Source organism: Mesorhizobium sp. ESP6-5 (assembly GCF_020164695.1).
Lineage (GTDB): Bacteria > Pseudomonadota > Alphaproteobacteria > Rhizobiales > Rhizobiaceae > Mesorhizobium > Mesorhizobium australicum.
Genome location: NZ_JAIUGR010000003.1, coordinates 124,950 through 143,689 on the forward strand (window position 1 = coordinate 124,950; position 18,740 = coordinate 143,689).

Consider the following 18,740-nt stretch of genomic DNA (forward strand, 5'->3'; position numbering starts at 1 on the left):
CCACGGGGACATCATCGTCCTCAGGCCACATCGGCGGGTTCGGTTTCCGACTGTTCTCCCGACAGCATCCGGGACAACCGGCTCCCCGGCTTCGCCTTCAACCGCTGATATTGCCCGACCTCCACCACACGACCATCCTCCATCGCCACCACCCAGTCGGCGAAGGCGATCATCGACGGCCGGTGCGCGATGGTCAGGATCGTCATTGCGCCGCGCAGGCCGTCGATCGACCGGGCGATAAGCGACTGGTTCTGCCAGTCGAGGGCGCTTGTCGCCTCGTCCAGGATGAGCAGTGACGGCTTGCGCAGCAACGCGCGTGCCAGCGCGATGCGCTGGCGCTCGCCACCCGAGAGGCGCACGCCGCGGTCGCCGACCACGGTATTCAGCCTCAGGTCCAGTCGGTCCACGAAATCGCCGGCGTGAGCGGCGCGCAGTGCCTTCCACAAGTCGTCCTCGCTGGCCTGGGGCGCGGCAAGGCGCAGGTTCGCCGCGATCGTGTCATGCAGCAGGAACACGTCCTGCGGCACATAGGCCACCTGATCGCGCCAGCGGCGGCGATTGCCGGCATCGAGCTCGACGCCGTCGACGAGGATCTTGCCGGTGGTCGGCTCGAGCAGCCCGAGCAGCATGTCGGCGATCGTGCTCTTGCCTGACCCGGACGGGCCGATGAGCGCCGTGACCTTGCCGGCCGGAAGGCCGAAGGTGATGTCGCTCACCACTGCCTTGCCGGCGCCGTCGTCATAGACAAAGGAGACGTCGCGAATGTTCAGCCCCGTATCGAGGGTCAGCTTGCGGGCATCCGTGGATTCGACGTGGCCAGGCTCCCGTTCGGCGTCGAAACGCGCCTGCAGGTTGCGCATTGCCGTATAGGCGGGCAGGTTGATCAGCACCTGCTGGGCCTGCGTCTGCATGTCCATGAAGCGCGGCGCGATGCGCATGAAGACCAGGAGCAGCACGACGATCTCGGCCAGCGACAGGTGGAAGCGGACCAACGCCACATAGATGAAGACGCTCAAGCCCACGACGCTCGCCACCTGGAACACGGCGGTGCCGATCGAAGAGTTGCGGACATAGGCGATATTGTCGGCCTTCATCTTTTCGAGCGTGACCTGCAGCTGCGCGAAATAGCTGGCCTCGACGTTCAGGCTCTTGGCCACCTTGATGCCGCCGAGAAATTCCGAGACCGTGCGGTACTGGTCCTGGCGATTGGTCGTCAGGATCCGGCCGAAGGCGGTGGCTCGCGAGCGAAATGGCTGCAGCGCTATGAACATGACGATGCCGATGACGACGGCAAACGCCGTCATGACCGGCGAAATGAACATGGAAATCACCAGATAGCCCGCCAGCAGCACGGCGATCTGCACCAGCATCAGCAGGGCAAAAGCCGCCCCCTGGACGCGGTCTATGTCGCCGGTCAGGGCATGGTCGAGATCGGAGCCGCGCATGCGCGTGAACACGCCCCAGCGCGCCTTGCCGATGCTCTCGAACAGGTTCATGCGCAAGCGGTTGATGAAATCGAAGAGCAGCCTTGCCATGTACACCGACTTGAAGCGGTTGAAGGCTGCCTGCACGGCAACAAGCCCGACCAGCGCGCAAAGCACCGTCGTCAGCTGCAGCGTTCCGCCGGGCACCAGCCAGCGCACAAACTCGATATTGGGCAGCCTCACCGCGAAATCCTGGTCGGCACGGCCGACCAGGTGCAGCAGCGGCACCAGCAGCAGGATGGAAACGCCTTCCGTCAGGCTGCCGAGGATCAGGAACAGCAGCGCCGTCCAGGTTCGTCGTCCGCCGATCCGGGCAATGACGGCGCCGAATGCCGCGACATCGCGAAACAGCGACAGGCTGAAGACCGATGACCTAGGCATCGCCAGCCAATTCCTTTTCGATCAGCGCCACAGCCTCGCCGATCCTGTCGATGCCCGTCGGAACGTCCAGCCGGCACACGCCGACATGGTTAGCGATCGCTGAACAATGGCGAAGATGCATCGCCGCGAAATCGCCGGAGAGCGCCGCGCGGCCAAACCGCGTCACGTAGGAGAATTTGATGATGGCTGGCAAGGCGGCGATTTGAGGCAGGAGGGTGATCCTGGCCCTTTCGCCGCGCTCGAGGATGTAAATCCTGGCCGCCGGCACCCTGTTGCCGGAGAAGGCGCCGTGCAGGCGATGCTGCATCTTCTCGATTGCCGGATGCACTTGCGGTCGCACTTGCGCTTGCCCAAGCGAGATCGCCGCCGCGGCGTCGGCGGCAAGCTTGATCTGCGGAAATCCCGGAACGATCATCGGTTCGTCCGGGTTGGTGAGATCGAGCGCCACGACGTCGTCGGTGAGCAGGTCGTGTCCGGCCCGGATCAGGGCGCTTGCCGTCGTCGACTTGCCGGCGCCCTTGTCGCCCATGAAGATGGCGCCCCTGCCGGCCACCGCGATGGAGCTGGCATGCAGCACCAGCAGGCCGCGCTGATGCAGCAGCAGCGCCAGCACTGGCCCCAGCAACGGGAAGGCAAGCAAGGCGTCGTCGACGCCGGGCGCCGGCTGGACATCGATGCGGCGGGCGTCGCTGATCAGGAATGCGCCGACGGCCTCCCAGGCCAGATACTGCCGGCCAGGCTCGAAACGGAAGACGGTCGCTGCCTTCGCCGAAGGCTTGGGCATATCGATCGGGCCGATGACGATCTCGATGTCGGCCGTTGCCGGGTCCGCCGGCTCCAGTTCGGGCAGCCACACGTCGGACGCGATGAGCAGGCCGTAGGCGCGGTAGTAACTTCGTTCTCCCGCTGTCCTGTCGCGGTTGGGAAGACGGTCGAGATCGCCGGCGAACGGCTCATGGCGAGACATCATGCGGGGCTCCCGCCATGCTGGACCTGCCGCAGCCACAGCGACAGCGACGCCGAGCGCCAGACATACTGGACATCGAGCGGTGCCGCCTGGTCCGGCTGGCGCAGCAGCCGCGCATAGGCGGCGTTTACTTCCGGCAGGTTGACATAGGGTGCGATGCGACCCGCATCGCCGACCAGCAACTGCTCCAGCAGGTCGCGATGGTTGCGCACCATGCCGTTGACCAGATTGGCGGTGAAATCGATCTTGTCGCGCCGCCACTGTACCGCCGCCGGCAGGATGCCTTCCATGGCCCGGCGCAGCACGTAGCGGCCAAACCCATGACGGAGCTTCTCCTCGCCCGGCAGCCCCAGGCAGAATTCCACCAGCGGCTTGTCCCAGAAGGGATACCGCGGCTCGACGCCGAAATTGGCGGCGGCCTTGTCCAAAACTTCGAAAGAGTGCGGAACATAGCCGTTGGACAGGATCCAGCGGTGGCTGAGCGCGTCGCTGGCTTGGACGCCGGGCGGCATGTAGCCAGCCCGATGGAACCGGTCGATGAGCTCGGTTCGCCTGGCAAGGTCCGGATTGATCAGGTCGCGCCAGCTGCGGCCACGCTTCGATCGGGCAGGCCTGCGCATCCTGTTCAGGGCTCGGTTCCCCAGCTGTCTCAGCCTGGCGATGCGCCAGGCCGGCCCGTAAATGGTCAGGAACTGGAAATAGAGGCCGAGCGTGCTGTCGCCATAGGTGTTGGAGGCGCTGCGGACCTCGCGCCAAAGGTCCAGCCACCTGCCGCCATTGGCAAGCTCGTGCAGATGGCCATGTCCCTGTGAAACGACCTCGTCGCCGCCATGGCCGTCGAGCAGCACCTTGATGCCCTTGGCGCCGGCCGTTCGATAGATCCCGCGGGTCAGCGTCAGGCCCGGCGCCAGGAACGTGCCTTCCTGTTCCTCCAGCACCCGTTCGAATTCAGCGAAGGGTGCATAATTGCCGACCGGGATGAACGTCGGATCGGCTTTCCGCTGATCGAGCACGGCATCGATGAATGGGCGCTCGTCCATCGAGGAACCCTTTTCGAACACGAGCGAGAAGGTCGGTAGCCTCGGCTTGCGCTCGGCCGCATTTTGCACTCCCGCCACGCAGGTGATCGAGGATGAATCGAGGCCGCCGCTCAGCATCGCGCCGATCGACGGGCTTCCTCGCATGCGGTTGCGGACCGATTGCGCGAACAGATGGGCGAATTCCTCCGCGGCATCAGGCCGCGGTGCTCGCTGCGATGGTTCGATCTGCCAGTACCGGCGCAGCACCAGACGTTGCGCGGTGACGGTGAGGCTGTGACGCGCCGGCAGGGCGAAGATGTCGCTGTAGGGCGTGGACTGCGGGTCATCGGGCAGCCCGGCCAGGAAGCCCGAAATCCGGTGCTCGCTGAGGCGCGCACCTACCCCGTCGAGGCCGAGCATTGGCCCGATCTCGGAGGCAAAGGCAAAGCGGCGTTCCGCTGCGTGGTAATAGAAAGGCTTGACCCCGAAATGGTCTCGCGCGCAAAACAAAAGCTGCCGCTCGGCATCCCAGATGGCAAAGGCGAAGTCGCCTTGCAGATGCACGGGGCACGTTTCACCCCAGCGCAGATAGGCCCGCATCAGCAACGCCGCATCGGCGACTGAGTTGTCGCTGATGCCGAGCCTTGCGAGCAGCTCGTCGCGGTTATCGAGCCGGCAATCGGCGGTGATGGCCAGCTTGCCGCCGGCCATGGTCAGCGGGCCGGGGCCGGCTTCGTCAGTGGTGTTGAGCCAGGCATGGCCAAGCGCGACGCCGCTGTCCTGCCACCACGAGGTTCCGTCGGGACCACGATGGCGTATGCGCGCCAGCATCTGCTGGATGTCGCTCGCCGCTTCAGCCGGCGCGGGGCCTTGTCGCAGCAGGATTCCGGCTACGCCGCTCATCGGCTGCCGTGGTCGATCAGGTGGGCGAAACCATCGACGGATCCGCCAAGCACGATGTGGTTATCGCTGACCAGCCAGGCATGCGCCTTCAATTGCTCGCCAGTGCCGCGCTCGATGCCGATGCGGACATTCGACGCATTGCCCTGGCGCGCGAGGAGGTATTGGCCCGACAGCGCCTGGGTCAGGCAGGTGGCGCCCGGAACGAACCGTGCTGCGGCGGCAACCCCCCAGGCGACGAGCCGCAACTCGCCCATGCTGGCACACTGGTGCGCGTTGAGCCGCGTCACCATCCCACGCACCCGGTTGTAGGAGAACAATGTCAGCCCGAGCCGGACGGTCGTGACCACCAGCAGGCAGCGGCACAGGAAAAGCGCTTCCGAGCCGCTCAAGGACAAGATCCTGGCCAGGCTGCGCCTGCCAGGCCGCTGCTTCATCGGCCGGGGATTTCTCTGCGTCACAGGTCTTTGCCGCACAGCCATGGCCTTCTGCGACGCCTGCCTAGACGAGTGCCTCATGCTCAAGCCTCGCAAGCCCGTTTTCCGCCAGGCCTTTCAGCAATGCGTCGACGTCGGCCTTGCAGCGTTCGGCGTCGACATTGTAGCGAGCGAGGACGGCGCTGCGGATGTCCGCGATCGGCTTGGGTTCCTGGATCAATTCCCAGATGAAGGCGCCGACACCGTTGAGGCTGTAATAGATATTGGACTTCAGGTTGAGAAGCGCGAGGCCATCGCCGAATTCGCAAGCAACGGCGTCCTTGGTGGCCTTTACGCAATCGTGCTCGGATGGGTTCCAGTTCATCCTAAAACCTCGTTTGCAACACACGGTCTACGCGTCATCAGGTTCAATGGAAAGTCGGGGATTTTCATCCCCGGCTCCATTTCATTGTCTTCGATCCCGGAGGCCCAACGTCATTCCTCCAGAATCAGGCTGGTCTCAGGAGAACGTCAGGTCGCCAATCGGGGTGTGCGCGGGAAACGACGCGTCGATTGCCGTGCTGCCACCACCGCCTTGGGTAATGGTTTCGATTGAACCATGTACTGTCAGGTTTGGCGTTTCGTACTCATGCTTTTCAACATTCTGTTCCATTTTACTCTCCATAAGGACTGGAAACGGCCTGTCGATTGCCGTCAGCACTTTCATGCTGCATCGCAATAGCTGCACAGCAACATTTATGAGTCAAGCCTGATTTACCGGTCGTTAATCAATTATGGGTTGCGGACGTCACCCCGCGTGTAAGAAATCCACCTATTTCGAGATGAAGCCGGGTGTGATTGCCCCTCGTCATACGAGATTCCGTAAACCATTGATTTTGCATGAACAAGAGGAAGCCATGCTTGGCCATTGCCATTGGACAACGCCGAAAGATACTCAACTTTCAGCTGATCCCATCGATGGCCCGGCTGAAGCGCTGCGCTAGGGTGGGAATTTCTCCATACATCTCATCCCCTTCCGCGAAGCTGGCAAACGCTATGGTTGCAAAATTTCGCACTGCGAAAGGAAAGGCTTTACGGCGCCGTCGTTTTTGACGATGCTTTGCTTAGCAGCTGCAGCATACGCTTCGCGCAAACCGCTTTTTGGAGACTGTGCGCTCAATGGCCTTGCCGGAAAGCTCCTATGAAAGACTGCGCGCCACCGACTGCGCCGACGAGATCGCTTATGTGCGGGCCTGCTTACGGTTATATTTCGCGGGGCCGGCCGCCTCGGCCGGTGAAACGTGGACGCCGGGCCTTTCCGACGCTGTCGTCACTGATATCGCCAGGTTGAACAAGGTCGGTACCTTCGTCTTGAAGGCGCTGTCGCGTACGCCGACGCATGAGAGGCCGGCCGAACTGTTCCAGTGGCTCGAAACTTATCGCAGGAGGACGGTGTCGATGAACGCCGCCTGCCTGATGGATTCGATCGCCATTCACGAGGCGCTGCTCGACAGGCGGATTGATTTTGTGTTCCTGAAAGGGCCGTTCCAGCAGCATCTGCTTTACGACGATCATTTCATGAAACCCTCGGGCGATATCGATATTCTGGTTTCGCCTGCCGGGTTCTTGAAGGCACGCGAAGCGTTACGCTCGATCGGCTACGAAGTATCGGGCAAGTCGCGTTCGGTCTGGTGGGTCCGCTTCCTCGGCGAACAGCACATGATCCGTGGCAATGGGTCGAAATCATCCACTGTCGACCTTCATTACCGGCTTCAGCAGCCCGGCTCGCCCAGTCCGCGCGATGCCGACGGGTTCCTGCGGCGAAAGCGGCTGGTCGAGATCACCGGCGCCGAAGTCCCGTTCACGTCGGCTGCCGACACGCTGATGCTGGCCTGCATCAGCGTCGCCAAGGCACTGTTCAACCGGGAGCCTTGCGCCGGCTACGTCTGCGATATCAGGGCCAGCGCCAGCCGTCTCGGCCACGCCGATCAGCAGCGTGTGCTCGATGCGGCGGTGAGCCAGGGGCTGGAGGACACGCTGCTGCTCGGCCTGCGTTCCGCCGATGTGCTGCTCGGCGGCACCGGCACGCTTCTGTCGGAGCGGGCCAAGCCGATCCTGTCGCGCATCGGCAATGAAGACCTGCTCAACATGGTCATCGCGCCATGGCTGTCGTCGCTGCGCTGGCCGCAGCGACGCACGGTGTTGTGGGAATTGTGCGGCCGGGCTCCGGTCCGTTACCTTTCCGAGGCCGGTTGGGCGGCGTCGGCGGACATCAGCCGCCGCATCTTCGAACGGCCAGCCGGCCCGTGAAGGCGGCGAATATCGAACGCGTACAGGGCGAGGGCAGATCGGAACCTGTGCAAGAGGCAATTCCATGTCGATGACGAAATCCCAAGTCTGCGTGATCATCGCGGCCAAAAACGCGGCGCGAACGATCGCCGTCGCCATAGCGTCCGCGTTGCGCGAACCGGAAGTCGGGGAGGTCGTCGTCGTCGACGATGGTTCCACGGACAATACGGCCGAGGTCGCACGCTCTGCCGACGATGGCAGCGGCCGGCTTGCGGTGATGCGCCTCGACGTCAATCGCGGCCCTTCTTTTGCCCGCAATGCGGCGATCGCCGGTTCACGAGCCCCGTTCATCAGCATTCTGGACGCCGACGATTTCTTCCTCGAGGGCCGGTTTCGCAACCTGTTTGTCGGCGCCGATTGGGATTTCGCCGCCGACAACATCATGCTCATCAGGGATGACGCGGCTGGCGATGCAACCAAAATCGTCGCCCCGGATTTTGCCGCCGATCCGGAATTCCTCGATTTCGAAGGATTCGTGGAAGGCAACATCTCCAGGCGCCGCGTCCAAAGAGGCGAACTCGGCTTCTTGAAGCCGGTGATCAGCCGTGCCTTTCTCGACCGCCACGGGTTGCGCTACGACGAGAGCCTGCGGCTAGGCGAGGACTACGAGCTTTACGCGCGAGCGGTCGCCCACGGGGCACGGTTCAAGGTCATCCGTTCCTGCGGCTACGGCGCCATCGTCCGCGCCGATTCACTCAGCGGCCGCCACAAGACGCAGGATCTGAAGCGGCTGGCCGATGCCGATCTGGCGCTGCTGGCGATCGACAGCCTGCCGGAAGGGTCGAAAGCAGTGCTACGGCGGCACGAGCGGCATGTGCGCGACAAATACCGGCTGCGCAATTTCCTCGACGTGAAGGCCGAGCGGGGCCTGGCTTCTGCCGCGGCCTACGCCTTCGCAAGCCAATCCAACCTCGTCCCCATCGTCCAGGGCGTGGCGTCCGACAAGATCGAGGCGCTGTTTCGCAGTGTTGGCCTGGTCTCCAGGAACAAGCACGTGCCGCCGCTCCGTTTCCTGATGGCTGGAACCAGTACCGGCAAAGGACGGTAAAGCGCGGTGTTACCTGCCGACCGCGAGGCCGCCACGCAACCATTTCCATCGGATTTATGAGTTTACGAATTGGGTGGTTGCCTCGCGGCTCTGGGGATGGCAGTCTATGTTGCGGTGCAACAAATTAAACGACCATCCGAACTGGCCCCCGATCGGACTGGTGCGAAGTCTCTCTTCGTCAGAGGAGTTGGGCGACGCGGTTACGAGTTTTCAGCCCCGGTTGCGGGGATCGGCCAGTGGCCTGGCCTGAAAGCCGGTCCAGGAAGCCGGCGATGACGGGAATTTAAGTTCATGGCCTCGATATTCGGCTTCAGATCAAGGGATCCGGCCCGCGACAGGCAGACCGACGTTGCGCGCCTGGACCGGCTGGCGAAGCTGTTCGAGCAGATCGCCGCCGAGATCGAGGCGGAGAAAACCGGCTTGGAGAGCCGCTACCGCAAGGAGGCGACCAACGCGGCCTTTCTGGTCGAAGCCATGGAAAACGGCTCCGCCTCCGATCGCCGCTCGTCCGAAGTCAGCGCGTTGACGCAGTCGATCCTGAACAGCGAGCGCCGCATCGCTGCGCTGTCGCGCCAGGGCGGTAGGATGCGCGAGCTCCGTCATTCGCTGGACGTGGTCTTCGACGAGAATACGAGCACCGATCCGGCGGCGGTCGACCCCGCCAGGCAGGCGGGAGCCGGCCGAAATTGAAGGCGGCGGCGCGGGACCGTTACGGCGAAGGTGATGCAAGGCTGGACGTCGGGAGGGTGATTGAAAAGGTCAAGGTTGGCCCGTTTGGAAGCGGTTCGAACGTCGACTTTGGGTTGGGGACACAGCGCAAAGGTGAGTCACTCATGAATTCGGATCCAAAGACCATGTCCACGACAGCAATAGACGCCCCTTCAGCCCTGCATTTCTGGCGGCGGTCTGGTCTGGCGGTCGCTTTGCTGCTGGTCGCTCTTGGCAGCCTGCCGGCAACCCCGTCTCATGCGCAGGATATCCAGTCCGCGCCCTCTTTCGTCGACGATTTCAAGAATTTCGACCGCGAGCGCTGGTACGTTTCAGACGGCTGGACGAACGGCAGCCATCAGAATTGCACCTGGTCGAAAGGCTTGGTCAAGCTTTCCGATGGCGTTCTTTCGCTCGGATTCGCGAAGCAGAAGACCAAGGATCGCGAGTTCGCCTGCGGCGAGATCCAGACCAAGCAGCGTTTCGGCTATGGTACCTATGAGGCGCGGATGAAGACCGACACCGGCCCCGGCCTCAACGCGGCTTTCTTCTCCTATATCGGCCCATCCGACAAGCAGCCCTGGGACGAGATCGACTTCGAGATCCTGACCAAGGACACCTCCAAGGTGCAGGTCAATGCCTATATCGCCGGCAAGGGCAAGAACGAGAAGCTGGTCGACGTGCCGGGCGGCACCGACAGTGCCTTCAACGACTATGCCTTCGTCTGGGAGAAGGATAGCCTGCGCTGGTATCTCAACGGCCAGCTGGTGAACACCATCACCGATCCCGCGAAGCTGCCCAGCCATGCGCAGAAGATATTCTTCAGCCTTTGGGGCAGCGACACCATGAAGGGCTGGATGGGAGCGTTCGCGGATCCGGGCCGCACGCTTTCGCTGCAGGTCGAACGGGTCGCGTTCACCGCGCTGGGTCAGCCCTGCCAGTTTCCGGAATCGCTGGTGTGTAGTGTAAAAGAGCTGGGAAAGACGAATTGAACCGGCAGGGCCGAGAAGCGGTCCGCTGCCCTGGATGGGAATGAAACCGAATGAACTTGACGGTGTTTGGAATTGGCTATGTCGGCTTGGTGCAGGCGGCGGTGCTTGCCGAGGTTGGCCACCAGGTTGTTTGCGTCGATATCGACGCAAACAAGGTGGAGCGGCTCAATCAGGGCCTCGTTCCGATCTTCGAGCCGGGTCTTGAAACCATCGTCAGGGAGAATCACGCCGCCGGCCGCATCAAGTTCACCACCGATGCGGCGGCCGCCGTCAGGCACGGCGAAATCCAGATGATCGCGGTAGGCACGCCGCCCGGCGAAGATGGTTCGGCCGACCTCAAATATGTGCTGGCGGTCGCCGAGACCATCGGCCGCGAGATGGATACCGCCAAGATCGTCGTCGGCAAGTCGACCGTGCCGGTCGGCACCTGCGAAAAGGTGAAGGCCAGGATCGCCGAGACGCTGAAGAAGCGGGGCCGCGAGGATCTGAGCTTCGACGTCGCCTCCAATCCCGAATTCCTCAAGGAGGGCTCCGCGGTCGCCGACTGCATGAAGCCCGACCGCATCATCGTCGGCACGTCGAGCGAGGAAACCGAGGCGGTGATGCGCGAACTCTACGCGCCCTTCAACCGCAACCACGAGAAGATGATCGTGATGGACGTGCGCAGCGCCGAATTCACGAAATACGCCGCCAATTGCATGCTGGCGACCAAGATCAGCTTCATGAACGAGATGGCCAATCTCGCCGAGCAACTCGGCGCCGACATCGAGGAAGTGCGCCAGGGCATCGGCAGCGACCCGCGCATCGGCTATCACTTCATCTATCCGGGTCTCGGCTATGGCGGTTCGTGCTTTCCCAAGGATGTCCGTGCCCTGATCAAGACCGCCGAGGGCGTCAAGTATGACGCCAAGCTGCTGCGCGCCGTCGAGGAGCGCAACAATGACCAGAAATCCGTTCTGTTCGACAAGGTGCACCGCTATTTCAAGGGCAACCTCAAGGGCAAGACCTTCGCGCTGTGGGGCCTGGCCTTCAAGCCCAACACCGACGACATGCGCGAGGCGCCCGCGCGCGTGCTGATGGAGGCGCTCTGGAACGCCGGCGCGGCCGTGCAGGCCTATGATCCCGAGGCCATGCAGGAATGCCAGGCCATCTACGGGCTGCGCGACGACCTGCTGTTGTGCGGCACCAAGGAGGCGGCCCTGCGCGGCGCCGATGCGCTGCTGATCGCCACCGAATGGAAGAGTTTTCGCGCACCGTCCTTCGATGCGCTGAAGGATGCGCTGACCACGCCGGTCATCTTCGATGGCCGCAACCTTTACGATCCCAAGGTCGTGGCGCGCCACGGCATCGAATATCACTCGATCGGCAGAATGGCGGCATGAGATCGGGCGCGGAGAGCCGAAAGCAGGATCGGGCCAAACGCCCGGCGTAGAAGGAATTGTAGCTGATGGTGCTGGACGTAAAGCCCGAGCAAGTCACCAAAGATCATTTCGATGTTGTCGCGATCGGTTCCGGCTTCGGTTCGGCTTTCTTCCTGCATGAATTCGCCAGGCGGCGTAAGGCGCGCATCCTGGTTCTGGAGTGGGGTCGCCACAACACGCATGAATGGCAGCTTGACCAGAACGTCAACACCGACATAGACGACGAGACGACCTACAGCACCAATTCCGACAAGCCGTGGAATTACACGATCGGGCTGGGTGGCGGGACCAATTGCTGGTTCGCGCAGACGCCAAGATTCCACCCCAATGATTTCAGGCTGAAAAGCACCTACGGCGTCGGCAACGACTGGCCGATCAGCTACGACGATGTCGAGCCGTTCTATTGCGACGCCGAAGACATCATGTCGATCTCCGGCGATCCCGACATGGCGGCGATGCTGCCGCGCTCGAAGCCCTTTCCGCAGCCACCGCATCGCATGTCGACGCCGGACAGGATGATGAAGGCGGCCCAGCCCGACCAGCATTTCGTCATGCCGACCGCACGGGCGCGCGTGCCGACCGCGCAACGCAGCTCCTGCTGCGCCAATCTGCGCTGCTGGCTGTGCCCGGTCGATGCCAAGTTCACCGCCAATAACGGCCTGATGCATGTCTTCGAGCATCCCGACGTTTCGGTCTGCCTCGGCTCCGAAGTGCGGCGGCTCGACCATGTCGGCGGCACGGTCCGTTCGGTCGCCTTCGTGCATGAGGGCAGGGAATATCAGGTCAGCGGCGACCTCTTCGTTCTCGGCGCCAATGCCATCCAGAGCGCGGCGATCATGCTGCGCTCGGGCCTGGGCGATGAATTCGTCGGGCGCGGCCTGCATGAATCCTATGGCTGGAATTTCGAGGTCTATCTCGACGGCGTCGACAATTTCGACGGCAGCACCATCACCACCGGCCTGAATTTCGGCCTCTATGACGGTCCGCACCGGTCCGAGCACGCGGCGGCCCTCGTTTATTTCGAGAACCGCTGGCAGCACGGGATGCGCGCAGAGAAGGGCCGGCTGCGCCAGGCGCTGCCGCTGGTCGTGGTCACCGAGAACCTGCTCGATCACGAGAATTTCGTCACCCTCGACGAGGATGACAACGCCTTCGTCTCCTTCAAGGCGCCGTCGGACTATGCCGTCAAAGGCATGGCCCGGGCGCTGGACAAATTGCCCGGACTGCTTGCCCCGTTGCCTGTCGAACGGCTCTTCGACCGCGGCATCCGCCCAACGGAATCGCATGTCCAGGGCACGTTGCGGATGGGCGCCGGCCCGGCCGATTCGGTGATCGACAGCAACATGATCCATCACCGGCTGAGAAACCTAGTCGTCGTCGGCACCAGCACCTATCCAAGCTGCTCCTGCGCCAACCCGAGCCTGACCGCGGCAGCTTTGTCCCTGCGCGCGGCGAGCCGGATGGCGTGAGGGGGAAGGAGGTAACCGATGATGGAAATCTCACGGCGCTCGGTCTTGGCCATCATGGCTGGTGGAGTTGCATCGACTGGTGTGGCCTTCGCGGCGGTGTCTTCGTTTTCGGACGAGGACCTGGTTCGCGTCACGCTCGAAAAATACCTCGGCGGGTTGAACATGCGCATCGAGCACCTGCAGCAGTTCGTGCTGGAGTTCCGCAACCGCAATCCGTGGCTGTTTCCCAGCGAAAAACTGGGCGACGCCGTCACTTTGCTCGAGACGGCGAAGCTCGGCCAGGCACGCAAGTTGTTGCCCAAGCGGAAGCAGCGCGACCTCCGGCATTTCGACCGCTGGGTCGTGGCCGAATTTCACATGTTGACGGACTACGCCTCGCGCAGTTCGCCTAGTGATCCCATCCGGTTCACCGGATGGCAGCCATGCACAAATCCGTTCGCGACGCTTGATCCGCCAAAGACTGCGTGAGGCTGCACTTGACGCTGCCGTTCATCGGCCGTGGGCATTGAAACGCGATAGACGAGGAGCCAGGACCATGAAAGTTCTCTTTGCAGGCGGCAATGGCTACCCACCGGAGTTCAGCGGCGGCGTCCAGTCGAGCACTCATCATCTGGCCGAGCAGTTGATCGAGCATGGGCATGAGGCTGCGGTGCTCGCCGCGCTGTTTGGCGATGGTGTCTTCGGCTTCAAGGCGCGTGCCAAGATGAAGCTTTTGCGCCAGCCGGCGGTCGTCGACAGTTTTCCCGGCTACCCAGTGATTCGGGCGTGGTTTCCGTGGGAGGCGGCGGCCTTCGCCGTCAACAGGGTCAAGCCGGATGTGGCGGTGGTTCAGTGTCACAAGTCGGTTCCACTCGGCAAGGCGTTGCAGGCCAAAGGCGTGCCGCTGGTCGTCTACCTCCGCAACGTCGAGTTTCACGAGCTTGGGGGCGACCTGCGCGACCTGCGCTCGGCGCTCTACATCGCCAATTCCGAATTCACTGCGCGTACCTACGCCAGGGAGTTCGGCATCGAGGCGGCGGTGATCCCTCCGACCATCAATCCGGCCCACTACAGCACGCCGACTTCAGGCCAGTTCGTCACCCTGATCAACCCTTATGAGGAAAAGGGCTTCGAGCTTGCGGTGCGGATCGCCGCCGCGTGCCCCGAAATCCCGTTCCTGTTCGTCGAAAGCTGGAAGCTGGCGGACGATCACCGGGCACGCATCGAACAGACGATCACGCCGCTCGGCAATGTCACGCTGGAGAACCGCACCAGTGACATGAAGACGGTCTATGGCCGCACCCGGATCCTGCTGGCGCCCAGCAAATGGGAGGAGGCCTGGGGGCGGGTTGCCTCGGAAGCTCATTGCAGCGGCATTCCGGTCGTCGGTTCTCGCCGCGGTGGCTTGCCGGAAGCGGTCGGCCCTGGCGGCACGGTGCTCGACTATGATGCCCCGCTCGCCGACTGGGTCGCGGCCGTCAGGCTCTTGTGGAACGACAACAAGGAATATCAGCGGGTCTCGGCCCTCGCGCGCGGCTTCGCCGGCCGGCCGGAACTCGACCCCGACCGTCAGTTCGTCACCTTCTTCTCGATACTGGACAGGGCGGTGCAGCAGCGCGCACGCCAGGCCGCGTAGCCAAGCAGCGACCCGATCGGTTTTGTATCAGGCTGGGCGCTTGACCCTGTTCTTCAGCGTTTCATAGCCGCGTGCACCGAGCAGGGCGCGGGCAATGGTCTTGGCGGCGCTCTTGCGGCCCTCCTGCGAGTTGACCTGGCGCAGCCTCGCCGGCAGGTTTCGCGCGGCCTGGCCAAGTGCTGGCAGCGACAGCGCATCGGGAAAACTGACCATGTGCGTTTCGACGCACAGGACCGGTTTCCCCGACAGTTTGGCAATCCTCAGCGCCTGGGCATGTTCGCTTTCGATGAACAGGATGGCGTCGGATTTGCGATAGAAATCGGCCTTGAAACTGCCATGCGCGCCAAGCCGCTGGCGCTCCGCCTTGCTCGGCAGATCGAGCATGATCAGCTTGTCGTACTTGATCTCGTGCTTGGCCAGCCACGCCTCCGTCAACGCACGGTATTTCTCGAGCCGGCTGGTGACCAGCCAGCCGATCTTGTGGGTCACGGCATGAAGCGGCCGCGCCTCGCTGAGGAATTTTTCATAGGCCGGCCCGTCGTCGTTCTCGGCCTCGGTCGGATCGAGACACAGCACCCCGTCAATGTCGACACAGCATTGCGCCAGGAATTTGTGATGCATGAAGTTCCACTGGAACATGCGCGGATGCGGCACGACCTCGAACACCAGATCGGTCTCCTGGTGCTCCGGCTCCAGGCCGAAGACGGCGGCAAAGGTGTAGTCAGCCTCGATACCGGCGCCCTTGATGCGGGCACGGGCGTCGCGCATGGCATTGCCGCCGGCGACGCTGTCGTCGATCACCAGCACCTTGCGCATGTCCGAGACCTTGCGGTCAAGGGCCGCGCGGCACTTGGTGATGCCTGACGTATAGACCCTGCCTTCGAGGAAGGAGTCCAGGTCGGTCATCGGAATGTTGGCGGCAAGACTGACCAGCGTCGCCGCCAGCACACCGCTTCTGGGAACGCCGACCACCAGGTCGATGTCGCGTGGCAGCCGGTGAAGGTTGCTCACGATGGCGTCGTTCATGTCGGAGATCGATCGGTAGTGCATGGATCAGGCCTGATGCTTGGGTGGGATATGGAATAGACGACAAAGGCGCCGAAATTATTGCGCCTCGCGCGGCGTCGCCGCCGGCGCCCTTGCCGGCAGCATTTTCAAGGCCTCCCGCAAGGCTTCGCGGCCGGCGGCGAAGGCCAGCGCGACGACGATGGTGATCGTGTAGGCCAGGATGGCGCCGCTTGCCAGGGCGACGACATGCTGCTGCGGCAGCATCGGCTTGACCAGCCAGACCGCCCCAAGCGCCAGATGCGCGCCAAGCACGAACGGCGTTGCCGTGCGCAGCACATGGCTGGCTCGCAGCGGTCCGCTCTTGCCGACATAGAGCCATAGGAAGGGCGTGCGCAGATACTCGCTGACCGCATAGGCGACCGCCACGCCGAGCGCGCCGTAGGGGAGGCCGAGCGCGAAGGCAAGCACCGAGGTCGCCGCCGTGATGATGCCCCAGCGCATGAAGTCGCCGGAGCGGCCCTGGCTGACGAAAAGCCAACCAGCCGGATTGTTGAGCGGCTGCAGCAGGCCGGCAAAGCCGAGCGCCAGGAAGATCGAGGCGCTGGCGCGCCACTGCTCGCCGAGCACGAAGGGGATCAGCACATCCGACATCGCGGTGGCGAAGGCGACGCCGGGCAGCGCCACGAGAAGGATCAGCGGCATGACGCGCAAATAGGCGCTGCGATAGCGGTCCGGCTCGTCCTTCAGCCGCGACAGCGCCGGTACCATCACCTTCGACAGCGGGTTGGTGATCTGGCTGAGCGGGAACAGGAGCAGCTTGTAGGCGCGGTCGTAGAGTCCGAGCTGGGCCTCGCCCCAGTATTTGCCGATCAACACGTTGTCGAGATTGCGGGCGAAGAAATTGGCGAAATTGAAACCGGTGATCCCGGCACCGAAATTGATCAACTCGCTGATCCCGGCGACCTTGCGCGGCATGCCTGGGCGCCAGCGCGAGCTGGCCCAGTAGCACAGCGTCGGCAGCACCGCGCCGGTCAGCGTGCCGGCAAACAGCGCCCAGTAGGAACGGTCGATGAAAGTCCAGGCGATCGAGACGGCCAGCCCCGCGACGGCCCCGGCGACGTCGATGATTGCCAGGCGGCCGAACTGCATGCGACGGGTCAGCAGCGCCAGATGCTGGGCTCCCAGGCCATAAGCCAGGATCTGCAATCCCAGTGCCGCCACCAGACCGGCGACGCGCGGCTCGCCATAGAAGGCTGCGACCAGGGGTGCCGCTCCCGCGAGCACGCAGGCGAGGACCGCGCTGACGGCGACATTGATCCAGAAGAGGTAGTTCACCTCCTCATGCCGGATGCCCGATTTCTGGATGGTCGCCTGGGTCAGGCCGAAATCCTGGAACAGGGCAATGAAGGCGAGCACAGGCGCGCACATGGCCACGACGCCGAAATCCTGCGGCGACAGGAGTCGCGACAGCACGATGACGGAAATGATCTGCGTGGCGACCCGCACCGATTGCGCTATTGCGGTCACGACGGCACCGCGGCCGACCGATTTGCGCAGGGAGCCTTCCGGCGGATCGAATGGATTGGCTTCCAAATTCAGGATTCCTGATCTTTGCGCGGATTTCGGAGCTCCGAAATCCACAACCGCCGCCGACCACAAACTACGGCAATAATTTTGCAGTGCAACAGAAAACGTGGAACGGCGCGCCAAAAATGTTGCGATGCAGCAAGAGCTGTACTAGGCTTCCCCTGGGTGGGTCAAACAGCGGTCGAGTTTTCATGCTGCATGTCTTGTACCTGGTACATGATGTTTCCGACCCGGCGGTTCGCCGGCGGATCACGATGCTCAGGACAGGTGGCGCCCGGGTTACCCTGGCGGGCTTCCGCCGCGCCGCCACTCCGATTGCCGATATCGAAGGTTTGCGGCCGATTGACCTTGGCGCGACGCGCGACGGGCGATTCGCCCAGCGCCTGGCGGCGGTGGCGAAAACAGCGGTTTCGATAGGTTCGAAGCTCAGGGACGTGCCGAAGCCCGACATCATCATCGCGCGTAACCTGGAAATGCTGGCGCTGGCCCGCCGCGCCCGGTCGGCTTTCGGCGCCGCTGTCCCAATCGTCTATGAATGCCTCGACATTCACCGTCTGGTGCTTCGCGACGATGTCCTGGGCAAGGCGCTGCGCGCCACCGAGCGTCATCTGGCGCGGGATGTGCGGCTGCTGGTGACCAGTTCGCCCGCCTTCATCGCCAATTATTTCAAGCCTTTCCGCCAGGTCGCGGCGCCGGTGGAACTGGTCGAGAACAAATATTTCGAGGCGGCGGCGATTCTGCCCGCCGAGCGCGAGGCGGTGGAAGCACCTCTCGCCCCGCCGTGGCGGATCGGCTGGTTCGGGGCGCTTCGGTGCCGCCGTTCGCTCGAACTGCTGGCCGGTTTCACGCGTTACATGGAGGGCCGGTTCGAAGTCGTGCTGCGCGGCCGTCCGGCACTTTCCGAGTTCCCGGATTTCCATGCCTTCGTCGATGCTGAACCTTACATGTCGTTTCGCGGGCCGTACCGCAACCCGGAGGACATGGCGGCGATCTATCACGACGTCCATTTCTCCTGGGCGATCGACTTCTTCGAGGAGGGACAGAACTCCGAATGGCTGCTGCCCAACCGCCTTTATGAAGGCTGCCGCTTCGGCGCGGTGCCGATCTCGATGGACAACACCGAGACCGGGCGGTTCCTGCGGCAGCGCGATATCGGCGTTTTGCTGCCGCAGGCCACGCCCGAGGCGCTCGAAACCGCGCTTGGCGGGATGGAACAGCACCGCTTCGGCAGGCTGAAGGCGCGCGTGCTGGCCCACAACCCGAGGATGTGGAGCTACGATCGCAGCGACTGCGGCGCCCTGGTCGAAAAACTGCGCCGCCTGACGACCGTGCGCGGGCCGCTCGCGACCGAGGCCCTGGCATAGGATGGACATCGC

At 63.3% G+C, this 18,740-nt stretch carries 17 protein-coding genes; 9 read left to right on the forward strand and 8 right to left on the reverse strand.

Annotation, left to right across the window (positions count from 1 at the left end; genetic code table 11):
• Window positions 1–20: 20 nt before the first annotated feature.
• From LB524_RS05265 to LB524_RS05290, 6 genes are all read right to left on the reverse strand, one after another.
• Window positions 21–1,865, reverse strand: coding sequence for an ABC transporter ATP-binding protein (locus tag LB524_RS05265; protein ID WP_140614942.1), 1,845 nt, complete (start codon window positions 1,863–1,865; stop codon window positions 21–23).
• Window positions 1,858–2,835 (reverse strand): serine kinase, encoded by a 978-nt coding sequence (locus LB524_RS05270; protein ID WP_224524199.1) that lies wholly within the window; start codon window positions 2,833–2,835, stop codon window positions 1,858–1,860. Before LB524_RS05270 ends, LB524_RS05265 begins: the two co-directional genes overlap by 8 nt.
• Window positions 2,832–4,754: a lasso peptide isopeptide bond-forming cyclase gene (locus LB524_RS05275; RefSeq protein ID WP_224524200.1), complete on the reverse strand. Its 1,923-nt coding sequence runs from the start codon at window positions 4,752–4,754 to the stop codon at window positions 2,832–2,834. Before LB524_RS05275 ends, LB524_RS05270 begins: the two co-directional genes overlap by 4 nt.
• On the reverse strand, window positions 4,751–5,143 hold the full coding sequence (locus LB524_RS05280; protein ID WP_224524201.1) for a lasso peptide biosynthesis B2 protein: 393 nt from the start codon (window positions 5,141–5,143) through the stop codon (window positions 4,751–4,753). The genes LB524_RS05275 and LB524_RS05280 overlap by 4 nt, the downstream gene beginning before the upstream one ends.
• A 109-nt stretch (window positions 5,144–5,252) precedes the next feature.
• Window positions 5,253–5,552 (reverse strand): PqqD family protein, encoded by a 300-nt coding sequence (locus LB524_RS05285; RefSeq protein ID WP_015314226.1) that lies wholly within the window; start codon window positions 5,550–5,552, stop codon window positions 5,253–5,255.
• Window positions 5,553–5,687: 135 nt separating this feature from the next.
• The gene (locus LB524_RS05290; RefSeq protein WP_015314225.1) at window positions 5,688–5,840 is read right to left on the reverse strand and encodes a lasso peptide; all 153 of its coding nucleotides are present in this window, start codon (window positions 5,838–5,840) and stop codon (window positions 5,688–5,690) included.
• Window positions 5,841–6,346: 506 nt separating this feature from the next.
• On the opposite strand from LB524_RS05290, the gene LB524_RS05295 reads away from it, so the two are divergent.
• The 8 genes from LB524_RS05295 (at window position 6,347) to LB524_RS05330 (ending at window position 14,769) form a co-directional block, all read left to right on the forward strand.
• On the forward strand, window positions 6,347–7,477 hold the full coding sequence (locus LB524_RS05295; protein ID WP_015314224.1) for a nucleotidyltransferase family protein: 1,131 nt from the start codon (window positions 6,347–6,349) through the stop codon (window positions 7,475–7,477).
• 64 nt (window positions 7,478–7,541) lie between these two features.
• Window positions 7,542–8,564 carry a glycosyltransferase family 2 protein gene (locus LB524_RS05300; protein ID WP_015314223.1) on the forward strand — a complete coding sequence of 341 codons (1,023 nt, stop codon included), beginning with the start codon at window positions 7,542–7,544 and terminating at the stop codon, window positions 8,562–8,564.
• A 291-nt stretch (window positions 8,565–8,855) separates the two neighbouring features.
• The gene (locus LB524_RS05305; RefSeq protein ID WP_140660027.1) at window positions 8,856–9,254 is read left to right on the forward strand and encodes a hypothetical protein; all 399 of its coding nucleotides are present in this window, start codon (window positions 8,856–8,858) and stop codon (window positions 9,252–9,254) included.
• 143 nt (window positions 9,255–9,397) lie between these two features.
• Window positions 9,398–10,264 carry a family 16 glycosylhydrolase gene (locus tag LB524_RS05310; protein ID WP_140714430.1) on the forward strand — a complete coding sequence of 289 codons (867 nt, stop codon included), beginning with the start codon at window positions 9,398–9,400 and terminating at the stop codon, window positions 10,262–10,264.
• 50 nt (window positions 10,265–10,314) lie between these two features.
• Entirely contained in the window at window positions 10,315–11,646 is a 1,332-nt protein-coding gene (locus tag LB524_RS05315) for a UDP-glucose dehydrogenase family protein (protein ID WP_015314220.1), read from the forward strand.
• Window positions 11,647–11,711: 65 nt separating this feature from the next.
• On the forward strand, window positions 11,712–13,154 hold the full coding sequence (locus LB524_RS05320; RefSeq protein WP_224524203.1) for a GMC oxidoreductase: 1,443 nt from the start codon (window positions 11,712–11,714) through the stop codon (window positions 13,152–13,154).
• 18 nt (window positions 13,155–13,172) lie between these two features.
• Window positions 13,173–13,622 (forward strand): hypothetical protein, encoded by a 450-nt coding sequence (locus LB524_RS05325; protein ID WP_015314218.1) that lies wholly within the window; start codon window positions 13,173–13,175, stop codon window positions 13,620–13,622.
• 67 nt (window positions 13,623–13,689) lie between these two features.
• Window positions 13,690–14,769 carry a glycosyltransferase gene (locus tag LB524_RS05330; protein WP_140791609.1) on the forward strand — a complete coding sequence of 360 codons (1,080 nt, stop codon included), beginning with the start codon at window positions 13,690–13,692 and terminating at the stop codon, window positions 14,767–14,769.
• Window positions 14,770–14,796: 27 nt separating this feature from the next.
• Here LB524_RS05330 and LB524_RS05335 read toward each other — a convergent pair whose 3' ends face one another.
• Both LB524_RS05335 and LB524_RS05340 read right to left on the reverse strand, forming a co-directional pair.
• Entirely contained in the window at window positions 14,797–15,819 is a 1,023-nt protein-coding gene (locus LB524_RS05335; RefSeq protein ID WP_318012216.1) for a phosphoribosyltransferase family protein, read from the reverse strand.
• A 54-nt stretch (window positions 15,820–15,873) separates the two neighbouring features.
• The gene (locus LB524_RS05340) at window positions 15,874–17,370 is read right to left on the reverse strand and encodes a lipopolysaccharide biosynthesis protein (RefSeq protein ID WP_263486515.1); all 1,497 of its coding nucleotides are present in this window, start codon (window positions 17,368–17,370) and stop codon (window positions 15,874–15,876) included.
• Window positions 17,371–17,555: 185 nt separating this feature from the next.
• On the opposite strand from LB524_RS05340, the gene LB524_RS05345 reads away from it, so the two are divergent.
• Window positions 17,556–18,728: a glycosyl transferase family 1 gene (locus tag LB524_RS05345; protein WP_224524212.1), complete on the forward strand. Its 1,173-nt coding sequence runs from the start codon at window positions 17,556–17,558 to the stop codon at window positions 18,726–18,728.
• Window positions 18,729–18,740: the final 12 nt, after the last annotated feature.

What these genes read in the sequence shown, in the direction of transcription:
- LB524_RS05265 (WP_140614942.1), bottom strand. Translation starts at nt 1,865, where the DNA reads ATGCCTAGGTCATCGGTCTTCAGCCTGTCGCTGTTTCGCGATGTCGCG.
- LB524_RS05270 (WP_224524199.1), bottom strand. Translation starts at nt 2,835, where the DNA reads ATGATGTCTCGCCATGAGCCGTTCGCCGGCGATCTCGACCGTCTTCCC.
- LB524_RS05275 (WP_224524200.1), bottom strand. Translation starts at nt 4,754, where the DNA reads ATGAGCGGCGTAGCCGGAATCCTGCTGCGACAAGGCCCCGCGCCGGCT.
- LB524_RS05285 (WP_015314226.1), bottom strand. Translation starts at nt 5,552, where the DNA reads ATGAACTGGAACCCATCCGAGCACGATTGCGTAAAGGCCACCAAGGAC.
- LB524_RS05290 (WP_015314225.1), bottom strand. Translation starts at nt 5,840, where the DNA reads ATGGAACAGAATGTTGAAAAGCATGAGTACGAAACGCCAAACCTGACA.
- LB524_RS05295 (WP_015314224.1), top strand. Translation starts at nt 6,347, where the DNA reads ATGGCCTTGCCGGAAAGCTCCTATGAAAGACTGCGCGCCACCGACTGC.
- LB524_RS05300 (WP_015314223.1), top strand. Translation starts at nt 7,542, where the DNA reads ATGTCGATGACGAAATCCCAAGTCTGCGTGATCATCGCGGCCAAAAAC.
- LB524_RS05305 (WP_140660027.1), top strand. Translation starts at nt 8,856, where the DNA reads ATGGCCTCGATATTCGGCTTCAGATCAAGGGATCCGGCCCGCGACAGG.
- LB524_RS05310 (WP_140714430.1), top strand. Translation starts at nt 9,398, where the DNA reads ATGAATTCGGATCCAAAGACCATGTCCACGACAGCAATAGACGCCCCT.
- LB524_RS05315 (WP_015314220.1), top strand. Translation starts at nt 10,315, where the DNA reads ATGAACTTGACGGTGTTTGGAATTGGCTATGTCGGCTTGGTGCAGGCG.
- LB524_RS05320 (WP_224524203.1), top strand. Translation starts at nt 11,712, where the DNA reads ATGGTGCTGGACGTAAAGCCCGAGCAAGTCACCAAAGATCATTTCGAT.
- LB524_RS05325 (WP_015314218.1), top strand. Translation starts at nt 13,173, where the DNA reads ATGATGGAAATCTCACGGCGCTCGGTCTTGGCCATCATGGCTGGTGGA.
- LB524_RS05330 (WP_140791609.1), top strand. Translation starts at nt 13,690, where the DNA reads ATGAAAGTTCTCTTTGCAGGCGGCAATGGCTACCCACCGGAGTTCAGC.
- LB524_RS05335 (WP_318012216.1), bottom strand. Translation starts at nt 15,819, where the DNA reads ATGCACTACCGATCGATCTCCGACATGAACGACGCCATCGTGAGCAAC.
- LB524_RS05345 (WP_224524212.1), top strand. Translation starts at nt 17,556, where the DNA reads ATGCTGCATGTCTTGTACCTGGTACATGATGTTTCCGACCCGGCGGTT.